The organism is Paenibacillus paludis (genome assembly GCF_042610515.1).
In the GTDB taxonomy this organism is placed as follows: Bacteria; Bacillota; Bacilli; order Paenibacillales; family Paenibacillaceae; genus Paenibacillus_AQ.
This window is the reverse complement of record NZ_JBGJZP010000021.1, coordinates 48,107-74,595: the sequence shown is the minus strand read 5'-3', so window position 1 is coordinate 74,595 and position 26,489 is coordinate 48,107. Positions and strand designations below refer to the sequence as shown.

Below are 26,489 nucleotides of genomic sequence, written 5' to 3'. Positions count from 1 at the left end.
TTTCACATGGCCTTTAACAAACGTACGTTCCTATAATATAACTAAAGAGAGAAGGTGCACCTCAGAATGTCTGAATTCCGCCTCTTAAGTGTTGTGCATGTTTTTATGATTAAAAACCAGCAACTGCTGCTCCTCAGGCGCTTCAATACGGGACATGATGATGGATATTACGCGCTCCCGGCGGGACGTCTGGAACGTGGTGAAGGGGTAATGACCGCCGCAATTCGTGAGGTTCAGGAAGAATGCGGCGCTGTAATTGCTCCCGGGGATTTAGAAATGGCCGGAGTAATGCATATTAAAACTTCCCATGACGAACGGGTTGATTTTTTCTTTATCGCCAAGCAGTGGTCAGGTGAAATAAGCAACGCTGAACCCCACAAATGTGATGATCTTCGCTGGTTTCCATTAGACCGGCTGCCAGCTAATCTTCTGCCTGTTGCCGGTCAGGCGCTGGACCAATACAGGCAGGGAGTATGGTTTTCGGAACATGGGTGGAAGTAGAGATGAGAGAGGAGTGAATTAATGCTGACTATGATAAAGGGGCCTTATTTGCAGTGGCCGACCGAAGAGTCTATGACCTTCATGTGGGAAACCTCTAAGCCTGCAACATCCAGAGTGGAAGTGATGAGGGCGGAACGAATACATAGTGGTTATCAAGGAAACTACAAGCAGCCGGAACAGATCCTCGCCGGTGCTGAGAATTCAGGATATTCCCTAATCCAGCAGCTTACGGTTAGCGGACTGGAGCCAGGAACGATTTATTTCTACAAGGTGTATTCTCAGAATGAGCAGGAGGTGGCAGAAGCAGGGCCATTTCCCTTTAAGACAGCTATGTTGCCAGGAGAGCCGTTTTCATTTACGGTAACCAGTGAAACCGGCGGCTACAGCGGTTTTGATATCACAGGCGGTGAGATCAACAACAGCATCTTTGCACAGATGAAAAAGTACCGTCCGGACTTCAGCCTGTTTATCGGTGACATTGTTAACGATGGAACAAATTATGCCGATTGGGATCAGTATTTTTTCAGTCCCGGAAAAGAGCTGCTGCAAGATACCCCCTGCTTTAGCTGCTTGGGCAATCATGAGAACGGAGGCTCATGGTATTATGATTTTTTTGCTTTTACCGCTCCGAAGAATTATTACTCCTTTGATTATGGAGATGCTCATTTTATTGCTCTGGACAGCACGGATTTCATAAACAATGATACTTATCCTGACAGCTCGGGGAAATTTCAGGCAGGAAATGCGCAATATGATTTTCTGGTTCAAGATCTGCAAAACACTTCCGCCAAATGGAAAATTGTCTACTTTCACTATTCTCCTTATGTGTCCGGCGGGTATCAGGTTGAAGCACTGCGGGCGCTTGGTCCATTGCTGGAGCAGCATAGTGTGGATCTTGTACTCAGTTCCCATACGATTGTGTATGAACGAAGCTATCCGCTGCGCTCCGGCAAGCTGGATTTCAAGGACGGGATCGTATATGTCGTAGCTGGGGGAGCCGGTGCAATGCCAGAGTGGCTGCTGCCCAAGCGGGAATGGTTTACTTCACAATCGCTGGCAGTGCCGCATTTTCTGCAAGTAGCAGTAACTCCACAACAATTGGAAATTCGCGCGATCGATCATCAAGGAGCGTTATTCGATAAATTTAGTATTTTCAAGGATACGGATGGAGCAAAGGAGTTCGTGTGAGGTCTGGGTAAAGGTATGCTGAGCTAAATAATAAGCGGTTGACTCATTAGGTAGCTAAAGATAGCACAGGGAAATAAATCTATGGTGCGCTCATCCAAAATTGTGTATGCTGGAGTTTGTTTAGAGGGCAGTCTCTGAAATACATAGCAGGAGGATTTGCGCAGTATGGAGCATGCAAGCATAAGTATGATAGCTATTCTGGTCATTTGCGGATTTCTGGCCGGACTGATTGATTCTGTAGTTGGAGGCGGCGGGCTGATTGCAATTCCGGCACTGCTGTCTGCGGGTATCCCATTACCCTTACTGCTCGGGAGCAACAAATTAGCCGGGACGTTGTGCTCCTTCACAAGTACCGCGTCTTTTATGCGTTCCGGGAAGATCAACTTTCAACTGGTCAAAGTACTCATTCCTTTTTCCATCATCGGTGCAGTGGCAGGTTCACTTACAGTCAGGCAGGTGCCCTCGGAGTTTCTGAAGCCGCTGGTTATTGTCATGCTGGTCGTGATCATAATTTATACGTTGTTCAAAAAAGCTTGGGGAGATGTATCCACATTCGCCGGCAGCAGCAAAAAATCACGTCTAATCGGTATTGCAGTCGCTCTGCTTATCGGTTTCTATGACGGATTTTTTGGTCCGGGAACCGGTTCCTTTCTGATCTTTGCCTTCCTGATGATGGGGTTCGAGTTCGTGACAGCCGCTGGAAATGCTAAAGTGCTCAATTTCGCCAGCAATATTTCAAGCTTATTGACCTTTGTAGCGTTAGGCTCGGTCAGTTATTCCTACGGACTGATTATGGGAATCCCGATGGTGATCGGGGCCATTGTCGGGTCCAGAATTGCCATCCGCAAAGGTGCCGCATATATCCGTCCGTTATTTATTGCGGTGACGGTCATCTTGATCAGCAAGCAAATCTGGGATACGATGCATTAACAAGAAGAAATGGCGGAGACAGTTTTTCGATACAACCGGAGACGGAAATGGAGTGGGACACAGTTATGACTAATAAGCTTTACTACGAATCTGCCTATTTGAAGGAATGGCAAACCAAAATCAGCCGTGTGGTTGAGAAAGAAGATGGCTTGTATTTAGCTTTGGAAGAAACGGCCTTTTATCCTCACGGTGGAGGGCAGCCCTGTGATACGGGGTTTATCAATGAACTTCCAGTCCTTGATGTTATTCTGGAGGACGATGAAGTACTGCACAAGGTAGAACGTTTGCCTGCAAACAACCAGCTCAGCTGCCGGATTGATTGGGACAAGCGGTTCGACCATATGCAGCAGCACAGTGGCCAACACCTGCTCTCAGCCGTATTCCTCGATCTCTGCCAGGCCATGACATTAAGCTTTCACCTTGGCAGTGAATATGCCACGATCGACATTGAACTGCCGGAGCTGGCTCCAGCTCAGCTGGCGCTTGTGGAACGGGAAGTCAACCGGCACATATACCTGAATCACAGCATTACAAGCTATTTCGTAAATGAAGCAGAATTGGCGCGTCTGCCTCTTGTGAAGCAGCCCAAAGTGACGGAGAACATCCGGATTGTCGAAATTGATAGTGTAGAATATAACGCCTGCGGAGGGACACATGTCTCTTCTACAGGAGCTATCGGCATGATCAAGCTGCTGAAAGCAGAGAAGCAGAAGGGCAATATCCGAATTACTTTCAAATGCGGAACCCGCGCACTGGAGGAATTTAATGAGAGTTTGCAAATACTCAGCGTACTGTCCGCAAAATACAATACGGGCAAGGATGAAATCATTGACCGGATTGAAAAGTGGGAGCAGGAGTATAAGGACCTGCAGCTGGAACTCACGGCATTGAAGGACCAGAATGACAGCTTCACTGCCCGGGAGCTGTTGTCAGCTCTGGAACCAGAATGTCATCTGGTTTCGCAGGTATTTGAGCAAAGATCTCTCAAGGATTTGCAGAGTCTGGTGCTTAAGCTGACTGCACAGACGGAGCTTCCGGTCTTGCTGCTCTCGGCAGCAGAGAATAAAGTGGTGCTGGCCCACAGCGGCAGCTCCGAAAATTCCTGTGGAGCCTTCTTCAAAGCCAGCCTGGCAGAATTCCAGGGTAAAGGCGGGGGCAGTGATAAGATGGCGCAGGCCGGCTTTCCGGCATGGGAGAATGCACTTGCTTTTTATGAATTTGCCAAAAAAGAATTTATCTAGACGAGATCGCCTGATGCCATAGATTCACGAAGCTGTACTTCGGATCACTGAAACAGAAGTATTTCTCAAAATAAAGTATCTTTATAAAAAATAGCCGTATCGCTAAAAAGCGAATACGGCCATTTGGCGTTGAGGGTTGCTTAAGGGTTATATAATAACTGCCCCTTTATAATCGCAATAGAGCTTGTATAATCTAAAATGTATATCTGTTTATATTTCCATGTCGGACTTCAGGAGAATTGTAATGAAAGAGCTGAACTATGAAGAGTATGAAATACTCGAATCTTTGTTTAACCAGAAAAAGCAGCATATTCCGGCGTTATCTGTGCTGCGGGGGAGTTATCCGGGGCGGGTATTTACAGATGTGACGGAGAGGCCGACCCTTGCAATAGTGTGGGCGACCGGCAGATGGATGTATGCCGCAGGCAACATCAACCCGGAGCAGAATAAAGAGGCAGTGAAGCTGTTTTTGCAGGATGTGGTACTTCCCGATTGCAAAGCTCAGAACCGCAGCTGGTTTGAAATTTACACGGACGATTCCAGGGAGTGGGAGACGTTGTTTCTGGGCGGAATGGACAAATTGAACAAATGGAACGTGGATAAACATCTCGAGTCAGTGTATGTGTTCCATTCTGAGCAATTTAATCGGAGACAACAATACGCGAAACCGGATTTAACCAGTAACCTGCGGATCGAACTCTCTGAGTATCCTGTTTTGCCGGATGCTTATCATCACCTGCCTTATGTACTTTCAAAGTTTGCGGAGCAGACAACCTGCGGTGCGGCGGTAAAGCTTGGAGAAAGTACCCTTTCGATCTGCAAAAATAACGGGTTCACAGCCGGACGTGAATATTTTATTGATGTGGATACTTTCGAAGCAGCCGAGCGGAACAAGGGCTATGCAGAACAAGCTGCAACTGCTTTAATCGACTATTATCTGACAAGGGGGATGGTTCCACTTTGGGAAACGACGCATGACAACCACCCTTCTCACAGACTAGCTTCCAAATTGGGATTTGCCCCTGTTGAGCAATACCCGGTATTTTCTTTTGTGAGGGAGTAAGGTGATACTTGTGTCTTGCACAGCGGACCGTTCATAATAGAAATGGATGGTTTGCTGTGCAAATGTCGTTAAGTGGCGTTAACAATCTAATATTCCGGGAGGATATCATATGAATTACCGTAAGCTTGGAAATACAGGACTGTCAATCAGCGAAGTCAGCTTTGGCACTTGGGCCATTGGCGGCGACTGGGGAACAAGCCGGGATGAGGACGGACTGAAGGGTCTGGCGCTGGCTATTGAGCAAGGCGTGAATTTCTTCGACACCGCTGATGTTTACGGTTCCGGTCATGCCGAAGAGCTGCTTGCCAAAGCCACCAAAGGCAAAGAAGATCAAATACATATTGCCACGAAATTTTGCCGTGCCGGTGACATTCATGATTCTGAGAATTATTCAGCACGGAGAGTAAGTGAATACGCGGAACAAAGCCTGCGCCGCCTACAGCGTGAAGCCATTGACCTGTATCAGATTCATTGTCCGCCAATTGAGATTTTACGTGACGGTAGTGTATTTGCCGTTCTGGATCAATTAAAAGCCGAGGGTAAAATCCGTCATTACGGAGTCAGCGTGGAAACGATTGAAGAGGGACTTCTATGTCTCGAGTATCCTGGCGTGCAAGCGCTTCAGATTATCTTCAATCTGTTCCGCCAGCAGCCTGCACTGGAACTGCTGCCGCGTGCCGAAGCGCAAGGTGCGGGAATCCTGGTGCGGCTGCCGCTTGCCAGCGGCCTGCTCACAGGGAAGTTCAAGGAGGACAGCACCTTCCAGCCTGACGATCACCGCAGCTTCAATGCCAACGGCGAGCAGTTTAATGTGGGCGAGACTTTTGCGGGTCTGCCTTTTGTCAAAGGTGTAGAGCTGGCCCGCAAGCTGGATTGGATCAGCGAAGGCCGAGGGAACATGGCAAGAGCATCGATGCGCTGGATTCTGGATCATCCTGCCGTCAGCTGCATCATTCCAGGATTTAAGAATGAAGCGCAGGTAGCCGACAATCTCGCTTCACGCGAAGTCCCTTCCTTTACGGCAGAAGAGATGCAGCGGTTAAGCCAGTTTTACAGCAACGATGTCGCTCCGCACATCCGTGGGGGTGTATAAGCCGACTCTATGACAAGGAACACAACCATCGGTCTGCTTGCCCATGTTGATGCCGGGAAAACGACCTTCGCCGAGCAGCTGCTCTATCATACGGAGGCCATCCGCAGCCGGGGCAGAGTGGATCATAAAGATACGTTTTTAGATACGCATGAGATTGAAAAAGCGCGTGGAATCACGGTATTTGCAGACCAGGCGGAATTCAGCATTGGAGATTCGCGCTACTTTCTGCTGGACACGCCCGGGCATGTCGATTTCTCGCCGGAGATGGAGCGCGCGCTGCAGATTCTGGACTACGCAGTAGTCATTGTAAGTGCTGTTGAAGGTGTGGAAGGACACACAGAGACCGTATGGCAGCTGCTGCGCCAGCATGGAATTCCGACCTTTTTCTTCATCAATAAAACCGACCGTGCGGGCGCTGACCCGCAGCGTGTATTGAATGAAATCCGCCTACAGCTCAGCAGGGATGCTTTCATGCTGCCGGAACTTCAGGAAACCGGAGTAGACGAAGAACTCAAGTCATTTATGGCCGAACGCGATGATCAGCTGTTTGAGGCTTATCTGGACGGAAGTCTAAACGATTCTGACTGGCTCGAAGCGCTCATCGCTTTAGTCCTTCACGGCAAAATCTTTCCGTGTATGTCTGGCTCTGCCTTGCTGGACGAGGGCATCGACAGCTTTCTCCGCAGCCTGGATGCTTTGGTACATACTGAATATGATTACCAACAGCCTTTTTCAGGAAGAGTATATAAGATCCGCCATGATGAAAAGGGAACACGGATCACCTACATTAAAGCACTGCAAGGCGTGCTTAAATCAAGAGAGGAACTGGCTTACGGTCCGCCTCAGGAACGGATAGCGGAACGGATTACCGGTATCCGCAAAATTTACGGGGCTAAGACAACAGCAGCGGAATGGGGCGCTGCGGGAGAGCTGTTTGCGGTCACGGGATTAACATCCGCTAAGCCTGGAGAAGGCGTCGGATTGTTGCAGGATCACCTCAGCAGCGGGCTTGTCCCGACATTGAAATCAAAGGTGCGGTTTGAACCGCCCGTGCATCTTAAGGAAGTGCATACTGCCTTCCAGCAGCTGGGTGCGGAAGACCCGTCGCTGAATGTGAGCTGGGATGAGGAATTGCAGGAACTGCATATTCAGGTGATGGGGCAAATTCAGTTGGAGATTCTGGAGCAGATTATGCGCGAACGCTTCAGTATCCCGGTGACATTTGGCGATCCGGAGATTCTGTATATGGAGACGATCCAGAACACAGTGTACGGTTGCGGCCATTTTGAACCGCTCGGCCATTACGCCGAGGTGCATCTGAAGCTTGAGCCCGGCGCGCGCGGCAGCGGTATCTCTGTTCAGAATGAGTGCCACCCTGACGATTTAGCTGCCGGCTACCAGCACCAGATTGAGCAATATTTGCTGGAAAGCCGGCATCGTGGCCTGCTTACCGGCTCACCGCTGACGGATCTGCGTATCACCTTGCTAAGTGGAAGAGCGCATAATAAGCACACCCACGGCGGGGATTTCCGGGAAGCCGCATTCCGGGCTTTGCGTCAAGGACTGGAGAAGGCGGAGAATATTTTGCTGGAGCCAGTGTATGCGCTCAAGATCAGGATAAATATCGATCATGTGGGCAAAGTAATGGCGGATATCCAGCAGGGTAGCGGGAGCTTTGCCGCACCCGAGATGACGGATCAAGTGGCAGTCGTCACGGGTACGGTGCCTGTCGCCACCTTTATGAACTATTCCGTCAGACTGGCCTCAATGACGCAGGGCAAAGGCTCATTGTCGCTAAGGGTTGCCGGTTATCAGGATTGCCATGAACCGGAAACCGTTATCCTAAATAAACAATACAATAAAAATGCCGATCCGGCTTACACCTCCATTTCGATTTTTTGCGCGAAAGGGCAAGCTTTCTCCGTACCTTGGGATGAAGCGGAGGAACATATGCATGTGAAGCGGCAATGGTAAGCACCCTCTGGCAGATTGCAACGAGGACATATGTCCTTTCCGTAGCAAGAAGTTTCGCTTTTAATTAAAAAGAGCAAAGGCCAAGATTTTGAGGGGGATTTACATGACAGTAACGATAGACAAGATCGCTTGGATTCACATCGTGGAAGGTAAAGTGTTGGCTGCCCGTTCCCACGGAAAGGATACCTATTATTTTCCCGGCGGGAAACGAGAATCGGGTGAAACTGACAATGAGACGTTAATCCGGGAGATCGAAGAGGAATTAACGGTCCGGCTTGTGCCGGACAGTATCCGGTCTTTTGGCACTTATGAAGCAGCAGCCCATGGCAAAGAGGAAGGCGTGCTTGTCCAAATGACCTGTTTCACCGCAGATTACACAGGGCAGCTTGCTCCGGCAGCGGAAATTGCAGAATTGGCATGGCTTAGCTATAAAGACAGGGAACATGTTTCCGCTGTCAGCCAGATCATCTTTGACCAATTACATGAAATGAAGCTACTCTCCTAATATTTGCTTTTCCAGGCCCGTTTCAGCCAATGCCATGGCTTGAAACGGGCTTTCGATTTACTGTCCTGTCACCTCCAATTCAACTCTTTCCTCCACTTAGGACATATGTCCTTCACGGATAACGCCAGATGTCATTTAATTAAAGCAGAGATCACATAGAGGAGAGAGAAGCAATGAGAGGAATTATTTTTGCATTCTTGGCCGGGGCCTGCATTACGCTGCAAGGGGTAGCCAACGCCCGCATCAGCCAGGATATAGGCACGTGGCAGGCAGCAACGATCACCCAATTAACGGGCTTTATTATGGCTTTTATCATCCTGCTGTTCGTTAGAGACGGGAAGAAACAAGGCTTCAAGCTGGTCAAACCCTTGTATTTAACAGGAGGTGCATTCGCCGCTTTTGTTATTTTTAGCGAAGTGACCGCAATTCAGAATATCGGTGTTACCTTTACCATATCGGCACTACTGATCGCGCAGCTGCTCCTTACATTTCTGATAGATAGTAACGGATGGTTCGGTGTGGCGAAGCAGAAGATGCGGCTGCCGCAATTCATCGGAATCGGCATGATGATCTTGGGAGTAGTCATTCTTAAGTTCTAGCCTTGGAGGGAAAGCCGGCCATGAAGGAAATTCAAGACCAAGGTCTGCTGCAGACCTATTTGCAGAAACATCAGCTGGAGCAGATTCTCATTGAACCGCTGAGGGCGCATCTGTCGCTGTACAGCTTTGCGCAGGGGGAAACAATTTGCTTCAAAGGAGATCCTTCCGAGTCGCTGTACGTGCTGGTTAAAGGTAAACTCAAGATTTATACGACGACGGCCGAGGGCAAGACGCTGATTATTTCCTTCAAGACACCGCTCGAGCTAATTGGGGATGTTGAATACATCCAGGGAACAGAATTGCTGAACACGGTTGAAGCCGTATCGCCGGTTCATATGATTTGTATACCGTACAGGTGGCTGAGAAAATACGGGCAGAACCATCCGCCCTTGCTGCAATTTTTGCTGGAGATTATTACTCAGAAATTCTACAGAAAATCCGATTTCCTCAGCTTGAACCTGATGCACCCCGTTGAGGTACGGCTGGCGAGTTATCTTTTATCCATTACCTATGATGAATCTGATCCTCAATTTACGGGGCAGTTAAGCACGATTAATCTGGTGGATACGGCGAATTTTATTAGCACCAGCTATAGGCATTTGAACAGGGTAATCCAGAAGTTCTGCCAGCAGGGGCTGACCGAGCGCAGCAAAGGCTACATTCTGGTGAAGGACCGGGAAGGGCTTAGCAGGCTGGCGCACCGTAATATTTATGAGTAAACCACACCATACTGATGAACATAAAGAAGATAAAAAAGGAGTAATAGATAATGATACTTGGACTACTACTGGCCATGTTTGCCGGGGCGCTTGTGAGCCTGCAGAACATATTCAACAGCAAAGTAAATGAACATACGGGATCATGGTCCACAACAACATTGGTACTGGGGATGGGCTTTATTGCTTCACTGGTAATGGGGCTGATCGTGGAAGGCAAAAATATGTTCACTCTTCAGCATATGCAGCCCTGGTACTGGATCAGCGGAATGATCGGTGTCGGTGTGGTCATCTGTCTGGTGCAGGCCACCAGACTGCTTGGAGCGACATATGCGATTTCGATTGTACTGACGTCTCAGCTCGGCTTCGCCCTGCTGTGGGATTCACTGGGCTGGCTCGGTCTGGCCAAGGTTCCGTTCACGTTGAATCAGCTCATAGGTGTTCTGGTGATTGTAGGCGGAATTCTGGTCTTCAAATTAGGTGGGGGCCGCGAGCCGCAAAAGTCTGCCGAACCCCGCAAGCAGCGGCAAGCATTGCATACCGATTAATAGCAGTTATTCTTAGGCTTAGGTCTTTTTTGCAGCAAAAAGCGCGCACCGTATGGTTACGGTTGCGCGCTTTTTTTGTTACAGCTCTAGTGGAGAGCTTTACTGCCGAGCAGTGCGTTTTTCCACTTGCTGTAGACCATCCAGGCGTCTCCATTGTCCAGTAAATGCTTGCAAGTATACACGCCTTCTTCTATGGAATTGACCTTTCCGGCCACGTGAAGCCGGGCTGCGCCATTCAACAGCGTCTGATTGTAGAAGGCCATATGCCCGCCTCCCTGAAGTACTGCTTCAGCCGTCAGCAGCTGCCGTTGGGGAGTCCAGTCCATTTCAGGCACAACGGTTTCAAGTCCCAGGGCATCAGGATCAATGATATCCAGCTGCGCTATGCCGTTCGCAATGGAGTATACGCGGTTCGGGCGGTCGATATAGAGATCCTCAGAGCCTTCCACCCCTTGAACAACCAATCCCTTTTGGTAGCCGAGCTTCACGATAAGTCTGGAAATCCGGTCGAATACAGTATTATGATAGATCCCGAATACGATGTAAGGAGAACAAGAATAGTCGATCAATTTCTCGGCTGTATTTAGGATCGTTCTCATGCCTATGTCTTCCCGGAGGCTGCGGATGGCCCCAAGCGGAGGACACCACTGCTCAGCCTTGGCGAAGAGGACGCCGCTTTCTTCTGCAGCTTCGATCGCGTCTGTCCGGGACAGCCTGGCAATCTCAATACCGGAGGCTTGAATAATGTCCTGCAGCGTAACCCCCCACTTGGGCGGCAATGAAGGGGAACCATGCAGTGTGACCGGCACTCCCGCAGCAGACAGCAAGAAGGCGGTAGGGAAGGTGGCGACAAAAGAATTCGTTCTGCCGTCATAAGGCCCGGCACAATCCAGGCCCTGCTGAACCGGCTCACGGAGGGCAACCTTGCGGCAGACCGTTACGAAGGCTTCCAGCTCCTCGATGCTTTCCAGCTTGATGCGCTCCGCAATTAGAAAGGCACCAATCTGCACGGGAGAGGCTGTCTGGCCCAGAATGGATTCCGCTGCAAAATAAGCTTCATCATAGCTTAAATCCCGGGCACCCCGTTTGCCTCTGGCAACTTCTTTTAGAATATTGATCATATGGGATTCTCCTTAAGTTTGATCCTGCAGCAGCTGATATACTTTAACAATCGACGTGGCGACATCAACCATACGCTTGCGTTCATTCATCGCCTGCTTGCGAAGAAGGTCATAGGCTTCGGATTCACTGATGTTCTTCGCTTTGGAGAGAATGCCTTTAGCCATATCAATCCATTTGCGCTCTTCGATCCGGGACAGCAGCTGTTCCCGCTCCTTCAGCCATTGATGGCGTTCGAAGCACTGCTTGGCGCTGAAATGAAGAATCCAGTGAATCTCCTGCGGGTGCATGAAGGGGGATAATATCCCGTCGACCCTAATATTGTCTTCACAGGCCGAGACAGATAATGTCGCGGTCAGGGAGGTGCACCACCAGACCATTGGCGCAATTTTGTGCTGGATCAGCGGGGTGCTCCATTCATTGATTTCGGTGATAGGCAGATGAAGAATGGAGGCATCGGCATCGCTGATCAGGGCCAGGGCCTGTTCCGGAGTATCAGCTACCTCGACCACATAACCGCAGGAGCGAAGAATGACGTCCGGGCTCCGGGACGAGAGCGTTTCTGTATCGTTCTCTGTTGTACCATTATGAATGACGAGCAGGGAATGCATAGTTTGACGCTCCTTTTACATCGTAATGATCGACGTCATAGATCTACTCTTGAACGTACTTATATAAGTTATAATGTTATATTATATAACACATATTTAGCGATGTTGTCGATAAATTAAATATATAAAAATTTATATGTCATAATTGTTGACGTATTACGAATTCATGTAGTATAGTCATTTTAACAAATTCATCAAATCTACGAATACAACGTTGTATTCGGTCGAAGCGGCAATGGCGCCTGCTCTCACATCTGTTACCTGGAATCGTAAGTTTCCGGCCGGAGTGAAGCGGGCTATTTCTGTTGTCTACATGGAGAGGAGAGAGGCATATGTCAGCAATACGCAAAAAACTGATACTGGTCGGAAACGGGATGGCGGGGGTACGGGCGATCGAACATTTGCTCAAATTGGCTCCTGAGGCTTACGAGATTACGATTTTTGGTTCCGAGCCGCATCCGAACTATAACCGGATTATGTTATCTTCTGTCCTCGCAGGCGGAGCCAGCATGGATGAGATTATTATCAATGACCTTGAATGGTACCGCAGTTTCAATATTACGCTGTATACGGGCCACACTGTCACTTCCATAGATACTGTGGAGCGTAAAGTATATACGGATAAAGGGATAGAAGCCCGCTATGATGAGCTGATTCTGGCCACCGGCTCTAACCCGTTCATGTTGCCGCTGCCCGGAGCAGAGAAGGAAGGAGTCATCGCATTCCGCGATATTAAGGACACCCGGATTATGCAGGAAACTTCGCAAAAGTATAAAAAAGCGCTGGTCATCGGCGGAGGACTGCTTGGTCTGGAGGCGGCAAGAGGACTGCTGCACCTGGGGATGGAGGTTTCGGTTGTACACATCCATGATTACATTATGGAACGCCAACTGGATGAAGCGGCTTCGGTGATGCTCCGCAAAGAGCTGGAAGAACAGGGGATGAAGTTCCTGCTCAAGAAGCAGTCGGAGGCAATTCTCGGTAAAAAAAGAGTTAAAGGACTGCTGTTCACAGACGGCGAAGTAGCCGAAACCGATCTGATCGTGATGGCAGTCGGCATCAAGCCGAATATTGAGCTGGCACGCAAGAGCTCTATAAAGATTAACCGCGGCATCATTGTGAATGATTATCTGGAAACCAATATTCCCGGAATCTATGCAGTCGGAGAATGTGCAGAGCACCGGGGTATTGCTTACGGACTCGTAGCTCCGTTATATGAGCAGGGGGCTGTGCTCGCCAAGAGACTGGCGGGTGTTCCGACTGAAGGTTACACAGGCTCTATTACCTCGACCAAGCTGAAAGTATCCGGGGTCGATGTATTCTCCGCAGGCCAGTTCACGGAGCAGCCGGGGTCAAGAGCTTTACGCTATCAGGATGAGATCGACGGAGTCTACAAAAAGCTGGTCATTCAGGACGACAAGCTGATCGGTGCCGTCTTGTTCGGCGATACGAATGACGGGGCACAGCTATTCTCCATGATTAAGAAAAGCGAGAATATTAAAGGGAAGGAAAAAGAACTGCTGCTTGGGATTTCCGGCGATGCCCTTGCCTCGCCCAAAGGAAACCGGCTCGAGGGCATGGCTGATGACGAGATCATCTGCGGCTGCAACGGTGTGTCCAAAGGGGCGATAGCCGAGGCTATTCAATCCGGGGGCTGCACCAGCGTAGGCCAGATCAAAGCCTGCACGAAAGCTTCCGCCTCTTGCGGCGGCTGCAAACCGCTGGTAGAGGGACTGCTGCAGCTTTATGCCGGTGATCATGTGGTCACGGTCAAGGAAGGCATCTGCGGCTGCACTACACTTGGACGCGACGAAATCGTCGCTGAGATCAAGCGGATGGAACTGAAGACAGTCAAGGAAGTCATAAATGTACTGGATTGGAGTAATGAAGAGGGCTGTGCCAAATGCCGTCCTTCATTGAATTACTATCTGGGGATGCTCTGGCCTGAAGAATATGTGGATGAGAAGGAGTCCCGGTACACGAATGAACGCTACCATGCCAATATCCAGAAAGATGGCACGTACTCGGTGGTGCCGCGAATTTACGGAGGCGTGACCTCACCGGCTGAGCTGATCAAGATTGCAGAGGTTGCCGCAAAGTTCGAGGTTCCATTGGTGAAGTTCACCGGCGGGCAAAGACTTGATTTGCTCGGCGTCAAGAAGGAGGATCTGCCGAAAATGTGGGAAGAGCTGGATATGGCTTCCGGGCATGCCTACGGCAAGACACTCCGGACGGTCAAAACCTGTGTCGGCTCCACCTACTGCCGGTTCGGTACGCAAGATGCCCTTGGTATGGGCATTCGCTTAGAGAAAGCTTTCGAACGGCTGAATACGCCGGGCAAAGTGAAGCTTGCAGTCTCCGGCTGTCCGCGAAACTGTGCGGAAGCGACGATTAAGGATTTCGGCGTTGTCGCCATTGATGGCGGCTGGGAGCTGCATATCGGGGGCAACGGCGGTGTGCATGTACGGGCAACAGATCTCCTCTGTGTAGTGAAAACCGATGATGAGGTGCTGGAATGGGCCAGTGCATTTCTGCAATATTACCGGGAGAATGCCGGCTGGAATGAGCGGACAGCCCAGTGGGTCGAACGTGTGGGTCTGGACAGCATTAAGCAGGCCTTAGAGCTTAAGGAAGAGCGGCTGGCGCTGCAGGAAAGAATTCAGAAGACGCTCAGTCTCACCACCGATCCGTGGAAACAAATTGTTAATGAGCCGGAGCTGCGCAAAAATTTCGAAGAACTCTCACAACCCGAGACGGTATAAGGAGGCCACTGCTATGACTATGACCAAAATGCTTGTTGGCAATTTGACGGATATCGACATCAGAGGCTCGCGCAAGTTCAAGGTGGGAGACAAGGAGATAGCCTTGTTCCGTCTCTCCGGTGGTGAGGTGCTGGCTGTTGAGAACAAATGCCCGCACAAAGGCGGCGTCTTATCGGAAGGTATGGTCTGCGGTTCAAAGGTGCACTGTCCGCTCCACGACTGGCGGATTGACCTTCATAGCGGTGCTGTACAGGCACCCGATTCCGGTCATGTGACAACCTATGAGGTGGAGGTAGACCACAGCAGCGGGCACATCTATCTGACTATCTAGTACAAATAATGATTACAGGGGGAATGATCATGGATTACGTGAAGCCTAGTGAAGTGTTGTCCGCAATGATCGAAGCCGGCAAGGCCAAAGCAGAGCTGAGCATCATGCAGCTTATTGTACGCGGCAGCCTCGGCGGAGCGATACTGGCGTGTGCGACTACCTTAGCTTTTACAGCAACAGCCCAAACCAAGATACCTATGATCGGAGCACTTTTATTCCCTGTCGGCTTTGTAATGATTATTCTGCTTGGACTGGAGCTCGTTACCGGCAGCTTTGCTTTGATTCCGCTGGCGGTGCTGGAGAAAAAGACGTCTCCCGGCCGGATGCTGAACAATTTCTTCTGGGTAATTATCGGTCACTTAATTGGCTGTGCAGTATATGCGGCATTATATGGCCTCACTATTACAAAAATGGGGACCGATATGTCAAATCCGCTAATTCAGATGTTGATCACAACAAGTGAAGGCAAAACATCAGCCTATAAGAGTATGGGGGCAGAAGGGATGACGCTCGCCTTTATCAAGGCGATGCTCTGCAACTGGATGGTTACGCTCGGGGCAGTGATGGCAATGACCTCTAAATCCACAGCCGGAAAAATACTGGCGATGTGGCTGCCGATCCTAACGTTCTTCGGTCAAGGCTTTGAGCACACGGTGGTCAATATGTTCGTGATTCCTGCCGGAATGCTGCTAGGGGCAAAAGTCAGCTTTGGAGACTGGTGGATCTGGAATGGTATCCCCGTTCTGCTCGGGAATTTTCTCGGCGGGGTGCTGTTTACTGGCCTGCTGTTCTATCTTTCTCAAAAAAGCTTTAAGTCCGGAGCTTCTTCCGCTGCGGATCAGCCGTCCGGACGGGGAGATGCTGTTATCTCAAGCACGGCAGCATTGGAGAAAGGCCTATGAAACAGGGAAGCATAAGTATTGTTGGAGCAGGACCGGGGGACCCGGAGCTGATTACGGTCAAAGCGCTGCGGCGCATTCAGACTGCGGATGTTATTCTCTATGACCGGCTGGTGAATGAAGAATTGCTCGCTTATGGCAGGAAGGAGGCACTGCGCATCTATTGCGGCAAAGCGCCGGGCCAGCATTCTATGCCGCAGGATGGCATTGAAAGGCTGATGATTAAACATGCTTCCGCCGGCAGCCATGTCGTCCGTTTAAAGGGCGGCGATCCCTTCGTCTTCGGACGGGGCGGGGAAGAAGCGCTTGCCTCTGCTGCTGCGGGAATTCCCTACGAGGTCATTCCCGGCATTACTTCGGCCATCGGTGCAGCGGCTTCCGTTGGAATTCCTTTGACTCATCGCGGCCTCGCCGCCTCATTTGCCATCGTAACCGGCAGCCGCTGTCACGATCATGCTGCTCCTGTCCGTTGGGATGCGCTTGCTCACAGCGTGGATACCCTTGTCATTTACATGGGGGTGAGCCAATTGAGCGGGATCCGCGAACAGCTGCTGAAGCATGGGAAGGATGCTGCAACTCCTGTAGCGCTGATCGAGAATGGGACTACAGCCCGTGAGCGGACGGTGACCGGTACGCTTGGCAACATCGACAAGCTGGCCACGGTTATGAAGATCAGCAATCCGGCACTTATTATCATCGGTGAAGCGGTGAAAGTGAGGGAACAGCTGCTGGCTCTGGAGAATGCCGCACGTTCGCAAATTGGATAATCGCATGGATTATAATTTTTAGGAACTGTCAAGATGTAAGTGAGTGCAGTCACAGGCCCCGGTTGAATATAAAATCTATACTTATTCCATAATCTATTTAGGAGCAACCTGCTCTAAAGGAGAGTGGAGGATATGCAAATTCAACTGGATCCCTTAACTTCCGGACGACTTGAAGAAAGTCTTAATGATAAACCCGGATCCTTCAAATTGTTCTATGACACGGAAGATTGCGGCTGCAACGGTGTTTTGGTTTTGTTGATCGTAAATGAACCTAATACAACGGATATCGTCTTCCAGCAGCAACCCTTCGTCTTTCTCTGCGACCGCCAGCAGGAATCATTATTTGATGAGGTGATGACTCTGGAGGCCGACGAACTTTATCCATCCTACAAGCTGACAAGCGATTCCACTTTATTCGGAAGCAATATCAGAGTGAGAGATGCGCGGCAATAAATTTGTCAGATGACAAGAACATAGTCCTTTAAGAATCCGCGCTCTGCGCGGTTTTTCTGTTGTAAGGGGCCCGGTTATTATCCTCCTCGGGATAAGAACTGGGTCCCTTTGCCGGCGATGTACTCCTGGAATTTATGTAAAGTGTATTCCTTATGATGCCAGGCAGGCTCAATCTCTCAGAGTCCAGCTGTTTCCACTTTCTTCATATAATTTTGACTGTGTACAATAAATTCTGCGGCCACCGGAGAAACGTACTGAAAGTCACGTACGGCAAGTACGACCTCGCGAGTTATGGCTGGTCGAAGGGGAACAGCCGTCACTTTTGGCAATACCTCCGGCATGAACAGTTCGGGCAGGATGGTGACCCCGACCCTTTCCTGCACCATGGAGAGGATTGTGGCCGGATCCCTCACCTCGAAGGTGATGTTCGGTACATTGCCATGCTCCTGTAACAGTTTTTGGATGCCATAGTCTTTAACCATAATAAAGCATTTGCCCCTCAGTTGCTCGAAAGTGAGAAACGGTTCGTCTTTCAGCGGACTATCGTTTGAAACAAACACCTTCATTTGATCCTGAAGCAACGGAAACGCCTGTAGCTCTTTATCAGGCGTGGTGGTAAAGCCGACATCTATTACGGAGCCGGAGATCCAGCTGTGAATCTCTTCGTAGCTCCCCTCAAACAAGACAATATCAATCTGAGGAAACAGCTCCCGGAACGAACCGATTAAGCCGGGAAGCACCTTAGCGGATACACTGGGAATGACTCCGATGCGAAGTGTTCCCGCTTCCAATCCCAAGGAAGCAGAGGATTCCTCTCTCATGCATGATGTAATACGCAAAATTTCCCGGGCATGCTGAATCATCCGTTCACCGATGTAGCTCGTGGAGATGCCGCGCCGGTTGCGGTGAAACAACAAGATTCCCAATTCCTTCTCCAGACTGTTGATCATTTGCGATACCGCCGACTGCGTAAACCCCAATGCATCTGCCGCTCTGGTAAAATTTTTGTGCTCCGATACTGCAATTAGAACTTGTAGCTGCGTAAGTGTCATGTTTCCTCCTTAGACATTAGTAAATACTTATTAACTATATAATAAAGCATAATTTCACTAATGGTATACTGCGTCGTATACTCTACCTTGTGAGCAGTGAATCAACTGTAAAAAGGGAGGAATATTTTATGCATCCTGAGTGGAAGAGCATCTGTAATGATTTTATCCAGGCAACCTCTTACGCTGTCGGCGATTTGGAAAAAGGTTGGGCGGCAAAGTACGACTTTTCTAAGGCTCCGCCTACGTATTTGCGGTATGAAGACGCTATTGTGCATATCCCATTGGGAAATCCGGACTTTCCGGAAGCTCCAGCCCTGTGGGAACTGCTGAACAACCGCCGTACTAAGCGTAATTTCACCAATGTGCCACTTTCATTGAACGAATTAAACCTATTGCTCTGGGGAACACAGGGAATCACTGCAAATATGGAGGGGTATCAACTTCGGACAACGCCTTCCGCAGGAGCACTTTATCCGATTGAAACTTATCTGCTGGTGAATAACGTGGTAGGATTGGAAAAAGGACTGTATCACCTGGATGTGGAGCGATGGACCTTGGAAGGGTTAAAACTGGAGGACGTAGCGCAGGTTGCCTATCTGTTTACGGAGGAGCAGGAGATGACCCGCCGGGCGGCCGTTAACTTTGTTTGGACTGCTATGGTTGGACGCACGGAAGACAAGTACAACGAACGGGCATATCGGTACATATGGTGGGATGCAGGTCATGTCTCACAGAATCTTCATACTGTCGGGAACGGATTGGGGCTGGGGGTAGCCACCATAGGCCACTGGTTCGACAAAAACATGAACGAATATCTGGGCATCGACGGGAGCAGTCATCTCTCTGTTCTGATGGCATCCGTCGGCAAAACAACGGGAAAAGGCTGGAAGCATGATAGACGGCCTACTTAAGTAGCGTAAGAGAAGGAGATGAAGATAATGAGTAATTTTGCTAAAACACCACAACCGCCTTATTACGCGGTTATCTTCTCGAGTCAACGTACCGAAGGAGATCATGGATACGATAGCATGGCAGAGAATATGGTAACATTGGTGTCCAAACAACCAGGTTTTTTGGGTGTGGAAAGTGTCCGGGATTCGCTTGGTTTTGGGGTAACGATCTCTTACTGGGAATCCTTGGAGGCCATTAAAAATTGGAAAGCAAACGAAGCGCATGGATTAGCACAGGAAAAAGGGAAAACGGATTGGTACGAAAATTACATCACGAGAATCTGTAAAGTAGAAAGAGAATACTCCCTAAATGAAGTTTAAGAAGTTCATTTTCCTATAAAAATCCCGTCTTACGTTAACAAGAAGATCGAAATCTTCGAGCGGATGCTAAGTGAGATGGAGTGAAATATCATCTGCATGCCAAAAACCCACCTGTCTCAGCATTTCAGCATAGGTGGGTTTTTGGCATGTTCATTCGCGATGTTTAATAAGCCGTCCAGCCGCCATCTGCTACGATGACGGTTCCGTTCACGAAACTGGATTCTTCGGAAGCAAGGAACAGCGCTACTTGAGCAATTTCTTCCGGTTTGCCGACCCGCGGGTTCAGGGCCAGTCCTGGCTGGGTACGCCCCATACCAAATTGACTAATGTTTGTCATTGAAGAACCAATATTAGTCTCAACTGCGCCCGGTGCAATAGCATTGCAGCGGATTCCCTGCTGAGCGTACATGAAGCCGGTATTCTTGCTGAAACCCACAACGGCATGTTTAGAAGCGGTATAGGTAGCGCCGGCCCGGGCACCGTTTAATCCTCCGGCCGAGGCGACGTTGATAATTACCCCTTTTTGTTTATCAAGAAAGATGGGGAGAGCTTTGCGCGTTGAGAGCATTACGGAGTTCGTATTGATTGCGAAGACACGGTCCCATTTGTCATCTTCAATATCCCCGGCCGGTTCGAAATTATCCATAATTCCGGCATTGTTCACCAGAATATCCAATGTGCCATAGGTATTCACTGTAGTATCTATCAAATTCTGAATGTCTGCTTCGGACGCTACATTCGCCTTTACTGCAATAGCCTGGCCTCCGGCTGACTTGATTTCGTCTACGGTGCCTTTAGCAGCTTCTTCGTGAATATCTGAAACTACGACCTTGGCACCTTCTTTTGCATAAAGCAAAGCGATTGCCTTACCCATTCCTGAAGCTGCCCCCGTAACCACAGCTACTTTGTCCTGAAGTCTCATCTGAATTCCTCCAATGTCGCGAATATCTTCCAAACGCTAGTATCTTTTAAAGGTATCCAGTTTATGCAGAATCACTGTGCTGTACCTGTGGATCACTTCCTTAGGTTTATTTGCATGTTATCTGCTTTATGTTATTCTGGAAATAATTATGGTAGTTTACAGGGAAGGAAGAGAGCGATTGTGAAGTATATCGGGCTGGATATCGGAACGACTTCAATTTCTGGATTGGTGTATGATCTGGAGCAGCGAACAGTGCTTCATACCATTTCGGATGAGGGAGGAAATACCCCTACTGGCTCAGCGGAGTGGGAAAGGCTGCAGGACCCTGAAAGAATTCTCCTGCAAGTGGAAGATATTCTGGAGCAACTGGTATCATGGGAACCGGATGTGTCCGGGATAGGCCTGACCGGACAAATGCACGGTATCCTATATATAAATAGAAATGGGCAACATGTCAGTCCGCTTTATACTTGGCAAGATGGCAGAGGGGGTCTTCCTTACGATGCTTCGCTTTCTTATGCGCAGAAGCTGAGTGAATCGACCGGCTACCCGGTCGCTCCAGGCTACGGGCTGGCAACACACTATTATAACCTGCTGCATGATCTTGTTCCGAATGATGCCTCCAGCTTCTGTACGATTGCCGATTATGTGGCATTAAGGTTAGCAGGGTGCGATGTGCCAAGAATCGACGCAACACAAGCTGCTGCGATTGGCTGCTACAGCTTCCTTCTAAATGATTTTGACCGGACAGCCCTTGCTGAGGCAGGAATTGTTTCGAAGATGCTGCCACAGGTTGTACCCTCAGGAACGGTAGTAGGACTCACATCTCACGGAATTCCTGTATACACCTCGCTAGGAGATAATCAGGCAAGCTTTCTGGGAAGTGTACCGGCTCCTGACCAATCGCTGCTGCTGAACATCGGTACAGGTAGCCAACTGTCGGTGCTGCTGCCGGAGGGTATGGAGCAAGTAGACGGAATGGAAATGCGGCCTTATCCCGGCGGTGGTGTGCTCATGGTAGGTGCTGCACTCAGCGGAGGCAAATCCTACGCTCTTTTGGAGCATTTTTTTCGGCAAATCATCGAAGCTTATACCGGAGAAGCAGCGGAAGAAGTATACAGTATAATGGATCGGCTGTTAAAGGATAATCCGGCGGGTAGCCAGGGGTTAACGGTACACTCACAGTTCCTTGGAACCCGATCAAACCCTGGTACGCGCGGCAGCATAGAAGGCATTTCGCTGGACAATTTCACTCCCGGCAAACTTGCCCATGCCTTTCTGGAGGGGATGGTTGATGAGTTGCACGTATTCTACACGGCTCTTGGGATGAAAACCGGCAGAACCTACGATATATATAGTCGGCTCTGGTAACGCACTGCGTGCCAACACAGTATTATGTGCCAAAGTCCGGTCGGCGTTCAGGCTTCCCCTTAGTCTGAGTAGCTCACAGGAAGAAGCGGCAGTGGGTGCGGCATTATGCGCAGCGGTAGGATCAGGTTACCTAAGCAGCTTCAGAGAAGCCGGAGAATACATAACGCTGGAACAAAGCAATCAAACCTGCGAGGTAGAGATTAGCAGCAAGGATAAACTTCGCCTGATGGACAAATACGGATTGTCTGCTCCAGAGCCACAGGAATCTGTTATACCGTTTATTAGTGATGCTGAAGAAGCAGAGCGTAGAGAACTTCCTTACACGCAGAGTGCAGGTTCAATGGAGTCCGGTCCCCGGATAATCCCTGTTCTGCCCGGACAATCCATTGGCCCGCTGCGGCTTGGAATGACCGAAGCAGAGATCGCGAAAGCCGCAGCGGAATTTCCGTTATTTTATAAAGTAGAATATAACGGTGCCGGATCGGCGGTATTCATCGAAATCGCCAATTCTGGGGAAGAGTGGACCTGCAGTTTTGCCGGGATTGATCTATTTGCTACCATGGCTGAGAAGCTGATAATTATTCTGGATCAATTATCTCCCTATGAACGGAATCCTGCGGAAACCGGATGCACCTATACTTTTCCTCAGCTTGGTCTGACGTTATGGCGGTCCGATGCCCTTAGCGAAGCGGATCTGCTTACTGAAGAGTATTTGTCGCTTCCTCCGGATATTTACGAGGATGAGAAACGGCTGCTGTATTTTGAATCGGTGTCAGTGTTTGTTCTATTAAAGGAGGTTAACGATGAAACGGATGCCCTTTGAACGTCCAACCGAACATTATGATGCACGGATCATGGATATCGACGAGAAAATCTGTGCCCTAATCAAGCAGCGGAAAGATATCTCCGGCAATAATCCGGGCTTTCCTCCCTTAGAGCAAATCTCTAAATGGGCGGCGGATTTCGAACTCTACGAGGATTTGTTAAAATCAGTATTCGGAACCTTGTTAAGTGAAGAGCATTTTAAACCCTTGATTGAGCCTTCCGGATTCAGACAACATATTCCTGTGCTTCAATCCATTGAGCAGGGTGAATATTTCTATACACTGACTTCCTTGCGGCAATACAGCAATGCCAGCGTAATTACATTCAATATAGATTGGGATGTTACGGTAGATGATCTGATCAGACATTCCTATAAACATCACAAACATTTTGAACTTGATCTGGGTGAAGCTTATGACTGCCGAATGTCAGATGGCGGTAGCTCAACGGGGCATGCCGCTTATAATTATGTGGTCTCCCCTCCGCTGCCTGACGATTTATCAGGGATAGACCTTGCATTTAAGGAATACATCGGACCATTCAAGAACAAAGAGACAGGTACTGAAATTGTTTTTAGCGTGAAATGATGCTGATTTATCCCTTTATCGCCCCGCGATGTTTCCATAATGGACTAAACAGACAACCTGCGAATATAAGCATATTTATGCTTAGCGTAATCAGGAACACCGTGCGCGGCCCCGACAGCTCAGAGATCCAGCCCGACGCCATAATGGCGAAGGGCATCCCCAGCTTGAAGATTGATCCCGTAATTCCGCTGACCCGGCCAATTAGCTGATAAGGTGTCGTCTCCTGGCGGAACGTCCAGATGCTTACCGTGCTTATCGTCTCAAACAAACCGTATAGAAACAGACCGAAGGCAAGTACATAAGCAGAGTGCGACCAATAAAAGATGATACTCGTCAACCCGACGCATAAACAGGATAACGTAATCAGCTGTCCAACTGTGAAATAACCCCGCAATTTACCGATCAGCAGGCTTCCTGCCAGTCCTCCGATTCCAGCAGCCGAGAAAACGAGGCCAAGTAGCGCGTTCCCTAGCTTCAGTTCATCTTTTGCGAAAAAAATAATTGTCGTATCCACCATCCCTGACGTGCTGTTCAGAAAAATAACGGCGATCGTCATCGTCCATAATAATCGATTCGTGCGTAATTCAATCCAGCCTGCATGCAGCTCTTTCCAGAAGCCGTCTCGCTTCGAAGAAGGCGATGCGGTCTCTTCATGGGTTCGAATACAGGAAAGTGTAATGAAGGCCAAGGTGAATGCAACCGCCGTAATCAGCAGAGATACATGGAGATTGGGTAGGATGAGCAACAAGCCGCTTAATACGGGTCCGGCGATCCCCACAAAGGTCGTCACGAAATTGTAGGATGCATTTGCCGGGGTGAGCATAGACTTGGGAAGCGATTGCTTCACCATGGCAACCCGGGCGTTAGAATAGGCATACCCAAAGGTCATCAGCAGAAAACCCGCAATGTACAACAGCCAAAGAGAATGACTCCCCATTTCGATAGCCGCGTACAACCCCGCGAGAATTACGATCTGCAGCAGAATAGCCGTTAAAGACCACCTTTTCTTATGTACCCTGTCTACCAGTACGCCAATGAACATCGCGAGCAGCAAATTCGGCAGGAATTCAATGCCCCTCATCGTCGACATAACCACGGAGGACTTCGTGAGATCATACAAGATGAGCGGGAGGGCCAGCTCATAGATCTTGTTCCCCAACGCCATGATCGCACCTGTCCCTAATAGAATCATAAAAGCCGGACTGCGCCAAATGGATAGCACCGGCTGCGCTTGCGTTATGTTGGATGACATTAGTTCATACACGCTCCTCTTTACGGATGGAATGACTCAAATTATACTTTTACAAAAGTGGTAGTAAAATAGAAAAGTTAATTTATTGGTTTCGCCTTTTAGAGGAGTGACGATGATGGATATTGAAGATCATTACTTAACGCTGCATAAACAATATGAGTTAAAGCCGGATAAAACCTGGTTTCCCGTGTCGATGGATGAGCTGTCGGTTATCTTTGACTGCACGCGCCGCAATACGCAATTTCTCGTCCAGAAGCTGAAGGAGCATGGTTATATTGACTGGAAATCGGGACTGGGCAGGGGGAATACTTCACAGCTTGTACTTCTCCGGGACAAAGAAGAGCTGATTCTGGAAAAAGCGCGCAGACGGGCGCAGCAAGGCCGGATTCGTGAAGCCTTCGAATGTCTGCAGGCCAGTAGTGACGAATCTCTGCATACGCAGTTCCACAGCTGGCTTGGTGACCAGTTTGGCATGCATAAACAGCGGAGTGATGAGGATGTGCTTCGGTTTCCCTTTTACAGGCCCGTGCCTGATCTTGATCCGCTGACAGTTGTCCGGAGAACGGAGGCGCATATGATCCGCCAGTTGTTTGATACATTGGTGGAATACGATCCGCAGCAGCAGACGCTGAAGCCTGGACTTGCCCATCACTGGGAGTGTGACGAAACGAAAAGCCGCTGGACCTTTTATTTGCGCAAGGGCGTGATGTTCCATCATGGTAAAAGGCTGACAGCGGAGGATGTGCGCTTTACTTTCGAGCGTATCAGGAACTGGAGTGCCGGCGATTTTCTGGCACAAAGTGTGCTGCAGGTGGAGATGAAGAGTACGTATAGTGTTTGTTTCCAGCTGGCTGAGCCGAATGCGCTGTTTGCGCATTTTATAGCCACCGAAAGATTTTCGATCATCCCGAATGATTTGGAACAGATAGCTGCGAGACATGACTTCGCCAGGCTGCCAGTGGGCACCGGCCCATTTCAAATGACGGAGAATAATGAATCCATCCTGGTGCTGGAGGCCAATGAACGTTATTTTAATGGACGGCCTTTCTTGGACCGGATTGAAATGTGGGTGTGGCCTAATTACGAAGAACAGCTGCGGAGCAGGGAGCGGTCTTCGGATCAAACACAGCTGCTGTATTTTGAAGCGCTTAGTAAGGGGGATTCTGACCGGACATTGAACCAATCTGAGCTGGGCAGTACATTGCTAACGTTCAATTTGTCCAAAAACGGAGTAGTGCAAGACAGGCGATTACGGGAGGCGATTCATCTTGCGCTGGACCGGAAGCAAATGCTTAGGGAGCTGCAGGGTAAAAGAGCCGTGACTTCTTCAGGCTTTGATCCCGGGTGGAATGACCCCGCATATGGCTCTGATTTGGATGAAGCCAAAGCTCTGCTGCGAGCCTCTACTTATGCCGGTGAAGTCTTGCAGCTGTACACCTATGAGTATTTCAGCAATGAAGAGGATGTCCGCTGGATCCGGCAGGAGTGCGGCAAGCTGGGCGTTAAGGTGGAAATAAATGTGCTGCCTATTCTGGAACTGTCGCTAGCTGGGGTGATTGTGCAGGCAGATATGATCTTCGTTGGTGAAGTGCTGGGCGGGCAGCCCTCGATTGCTTTAATTGAGATGTACCGGTCTCCTAACGGTTATATCCGCAACCATTTAGATGCTGCCACGTTGGCAAAAGTCGATGGACGAATCCGGGATGCTCTGGAAACTGCCGAGCCGGAGCAGAGAATGCAGATTTTGCGCGGGATCGAGGCGGAGCTGAAGCGGGAGTGCAGTGTGCTTTTTATGTATCATAGTGTGCAGACAGTCGGGCATGAGAAGTCGCTGCATGGGATCGAGATGAATGCCTGGGGCAAAATCGACTACAAGGAAATATGGATTAAGTAAGAACATATAATAGGT

General features: G+C 49.4%; 27 protein-coding genes. 22 read left to right on the top strand and 5 right to left on the bottom strand.

The window, feature by feature from the left end:
* The first annotated feature begins 66 nt into the window (after positions 1-66).
* The 11 genes from ACAN56_RS28745 to ACAN56_RS28695 all read left to right on the top strand — a co-directional run bounded on the left by ACAN56_RS28745 (position 67) and on the right by ACAN56_RS28695 (position 10,358).
* Positions 67-501: an NUDIX hydrolase gene (locus tag ACAN56_RS28745; RefSeq protein ID WP_379147151.1), complete on the top strand. Its 435-nt coding sequence runs from the start codon at positions 67-69 to the stop codon at positions 499-501.
* 21 nt (positions 502-522) lie between these two features.
* A complete protein-coding gene (locus ACAN56_RS28740) occupies positions 523-1,689 on the top strand; it encodes a purple acid phosphatase family protein (RefSeq protein WP_379147149.1) in 1,167 nt (388 codons plus the stop codon).
* 165 nt (positions 1,690-1,854) lie between these two features.
* Entirely contained in the window at positions 1,855-2,619 is a 765-nt protein-coding gene (locus ACAN56_RS28735; RefSeq protein WP_379147147.1) for a TSUP family transporter, read from the top strand.
* 65 nt (positions 2,620-2,684) lie between these two features.
* The gene (locus ACAN56_RS28730) at positions 2,685-3,860 is read left to right on the top strand and encodes an alanyl-tRNA editing protein (protein WP_379147145.1); all 1,176 of its coding nucleotides are present in this window, start codon (positions 2,685-2,687) and stop codon (positions 3,858-3,860) included.
* A 244-nt stretch (positions 3,861-4,104) separates the two neighbouring features.
* Positions 4,105-4,923, top strand: a complete 819-nt coding sequence (locus ACAN56_RS28725) for a GNAT family N-acetyltransferase (RefSeq protein ID WP_379147143.1) — start codon at positions 4,105-4,107, stop codon at positions 4,921-4,923.
* A 109-nt stretch (positions 4,924-5,032) separates the two neighbouring features.
* Entirely contained in the window at positions 5,033-6,016 is a 984-nt protein-coding gene (locus ACAN56_RS28720) for an aldo/keto reductase (protein WP_379147141.1), read from the top strand.
* A gap of 9 nt (positions 6,017-6,025) precedes the next feature.
* Entirely contained in the window at positions 6,026-7,990 is a 1,965-nt protein-coding gene (locus tag ACAN56_RS28715) for a GTP-binding protein (protein WP_379147139.1), read from the top strand.
* Positions 7,991-8,093: 103 nt separating this feature from the next.
* Positions 8,094-8,495 (top strand): NUDIX hydrolase, encoded by a 402-nt coding sequence (locus tag ACAN56_RS28710; RefSeq protein WP_038591579.1) that lies wholly within the window; start codon positions 8,094-8,096, stop codon positions 8,493-8,495.
* A gap of 173 nt (positions 8,496-8,668) precedes the next feature.
* Positions 8,669-9,094 (top strand): DMT family transporter, encoded by a 426-nt coding sequence (locus ACAN56_RS28705; protein WP_038591582.1) that lies wholly within the window; start codon positions 8,669-8,671, stop codon positions 9,092-9,094.
* Between the two features lie 20 nt (positions 9,095-9,114).
* A complete protein-coding gene (locus tag ACAN56_RS28700; protein WP_379147136.1) occupies positions 9,115-9,813 on the top strand; it encodes a Crp/Fnr family transcriptional regulator in 699 nt (232 codons plus the stop codon).
* 50 nt (positions 9,814-9,863) lie between these two features.
* Complete coding sequence (locus tag ACAN56_RS28695) at positions 9,864-10,358, top strand: DMT family transporter (RefSeq protein ID WP_038591588.1); 495 nt, start codon at positions 9,864-9,866, stop codon at positions 10,356-10,358.
* 86 nt (positions 10,359-10,444) lie between these two features.
* Here the strand turns inward: ACAN56_RS28695 and ACAN56_RS28690 are convergent, their stop codons facing one another.
* Both ACAN56_RS28690 and ACAN56_RS28685 read right to left on the bottom strand, forming a co-directional pair.
* Entirely contained in the window at positions 10,445-11,479 is a 1,035-nt protein-coding gene (locus tag ACAN56_RS28690) for an anthranilate phosphoribosyltransferase (protein WP_038591591.1), read from the bottom strand.
* A 12-nt stretch (positions 11,480-11,491) separates the two neighbouring features.
* Positions 11,492-12,088 (bottom strand): ANTAR domain-containing response regulator, encoded by a 597-nt coding sequence (locus ACAN56_RS28685; RefSeq protein WP_076109353.1) that lies wholly within the window; start codon positions 12,086-12,088, stop codon positions 11,492-11,494.
* 332 nt (positions 12,089-12,420) lie between these two features.
* Here ACAN56_RS28685 and nirB point away from each other — a divergent pair, with 332 nt between their 5' ends.
* From nirB to ACAN56_RS28660, 5 genes are all read left to right on the top strand, one after another.
* Positions 12,421-14,850, top strand: a complete 2,430-nt coding sequence (gene nirB, locus ACAN56_RS28680; protein WP_076109354.1) for a nitrite reductase large subunit NirB — start codon at positions 12,421-12,423, stop codon at positions 14,848-14,850.
* Positions 14,851-14,869: 19 nt separating this feature from the next.
* The gene (nirD, locus tag ACAN56_RS28675) at positions 14,870-15,181 is read left to right on the top strand and encodes a nitrite reductase small subunit NirD (RefSeq protein WP_038599708.1); all 312 of its coding nucleotides are present in this window, start codon (positions 14,870-14,872) and stop codon (positions 15,179-15,181) included.
* 29 nt (positions 15,182-15,210) lie between these two features.
* A complete protein-coding gene (locus ACAN56_RS28670; RefSeq protein ID WP_379147132.1) occupies positions 15,211-16,083 on the top strand; it encodes a formate/nitrite transporter family protein in 873 nt (290 codons plus the stop codon).
* Positions 16,080-16,847, top strand: a complete 768-nt coding sequence (gene cobA / locus ACAN56_RS28665) for a uroporphyrinogen-III C-methyltransferase (protein WP_379147130.1) — start codon at positions 16,080-16,082, stop codon at positions 16,845-16,847. The genes ACAN56_RS28670 and cobA overlap by 4 nt, the downstream gene beginning before the upstream one ends.
* Before the next feature lie 132 nt (positions 16,848-16,979).
* Complete coding sequence (locus ACAN56_RS28660) at positions 16,980-17,300, top strand: iron-sulfur cluster biosynthesis family protein (RefSeq protein ID WP_379147127.1); 321 nt, start codon at positions 16,980-16,982, stop codon at positions 17,298-17,300.
* A gap of 176 nt (positions 17,301-17,476) precedes the next feature.
* Here the strand turns inward: ACAN56_RS28660 and ACAN56_RS28655 are convergent, their stop codons facing one another.
* The gene (locus ACAN56_RS28655; protein WP_379147125.1) at positions 17,477-18,352 is read right to left on the bottom strand and encodes a LysR family transcriptional regulator; all 876 of its coding nucleotides are present in this window, start codon (positions 18,350-18,352) and stop codon (positions 17,477-17,479) included.
* Between the two features lie 128 nt (positions 18,353-18,480).
* On the opposite strand from ACAN56_RS28655, the gene ACAN56_RS28650 reads away from it, so the two are divergent.
* Positions 18,481-19,263: a SagB/ThcOx family dehydrogenase gene (locus ACAN56_RS28650; protein WP_379147123.1), complete on the top strand. Its 783-nt coding sequence runs from the start codon at positions 18,481-18,483 to the stop codon at positions 19,261-19,263.
* A gap of 27 nt (positions 19,264-19,290) precedes the next feature.
* The gene (locus ACAN56_RS28645) at positions 19,291-19,623 is read left to right on the top strand and encodes an antibiotic biosynthesis monooxygenase family protein (protein WP_038591615.1); all 333 of its coding nucleotides are present in this window, start codon (positions 19,291-19,293) and stop codon (positions 19,621-19,623) included.
* 163 nt (positions 19,624-19,786) lie between these two features.
* Here the strand turns inward: ACAN56_RS28645 and ACAN56_RS28640 are convergent, their stop codons facing one another.
* Positions 19,787-20,545 carry an SDR family oxidoreductase gene (locus tag ACAN56_RS28640; protein WP_379147120.1) on the bottom strand — a complete coding sequence of 253 codons (759 nt, stop codon included), beginning with the start codon at positions 20,543-20,545 and terminating at the stop codon, positions 19,787-19,789.
* A gap of 180 nt (positions 20,546-20,725) precedes the next feature.
* Here ACAN56_RS28640 and ACAN56_RS28635 point away from each other — a divergent pair, with 180 nt between their 5' ends.
* The 3 genes from ACAN56_RS28635 (at position 20,726) to ACAN56_RS28625 (ending at position 23,328) form a co-directional block, all read left to right on the top strand.
* Positions 20,726-21,916: a sedoheptulokinase gene (locus ACAN56_RS28635; protein ID WP_379147118.1), complete on the top strand. Its 1,191-nt coding sequence runs from the start codon at positions 20,726-20,728 to the stop codon at positions 21,914-21,916.
* Positions 21,917-22,007: 91 nt separating this feature from the next.
* Entirely contained in the window at positions 22,008-22,739 is a 732-nt protein-coding gene (locus ACAN56_RS28630; protein ID WP_379147116.1) for a hypothetical protein, read from the top strand.
* A complete protein-coding gene (locus tag ACAN56_RS28625; protein ID WP_038591621.1) occupies positions 22,720-23,328 on the top strand; it encodes a hypothetical protein in 609 nt (202 codons plus the stop codon). The genes ACAN56_RS28630 and ACAN56_RS28625 overlap by 20 nt, the downstream gene beginning before the upstream one ends.
* Before the next feature lie 7 nt (positions 23,329-23,335).
* On the opposite strand, the gene ACAN56_RS28620 is transcribed toward ACAN56_RS28625, so the two are convergent.
* Complete coding sequence (locus ACAN56_RS28620; protein ID WP_379147114.1) at positions 23,336-24,580, bottom strand: MFS transporter; 1,245 nt, start codon at positions 24,578-24,580, stop codon at positions 23,336-23,338.
* Positions 24,581-24,692: 112 nt separating this feature from the next.
* Between ACAN56_RS28620 and ACAN56_RS28615 the strand changes: the two genes are divergently transcribed.
* Positions 24,693-26,474, top strand: a complete 1,782-nt coding sequence (locus ACAN56_RS28615) for an SgrR family transcriptional regulator (RefSeq protein WP_379147112.1) — start codon at positions 24,693-24,695, stop codon at positions 26,472-26,474.
* Positions 26,475-26,489: the final 15 nt, after the last annotated feature.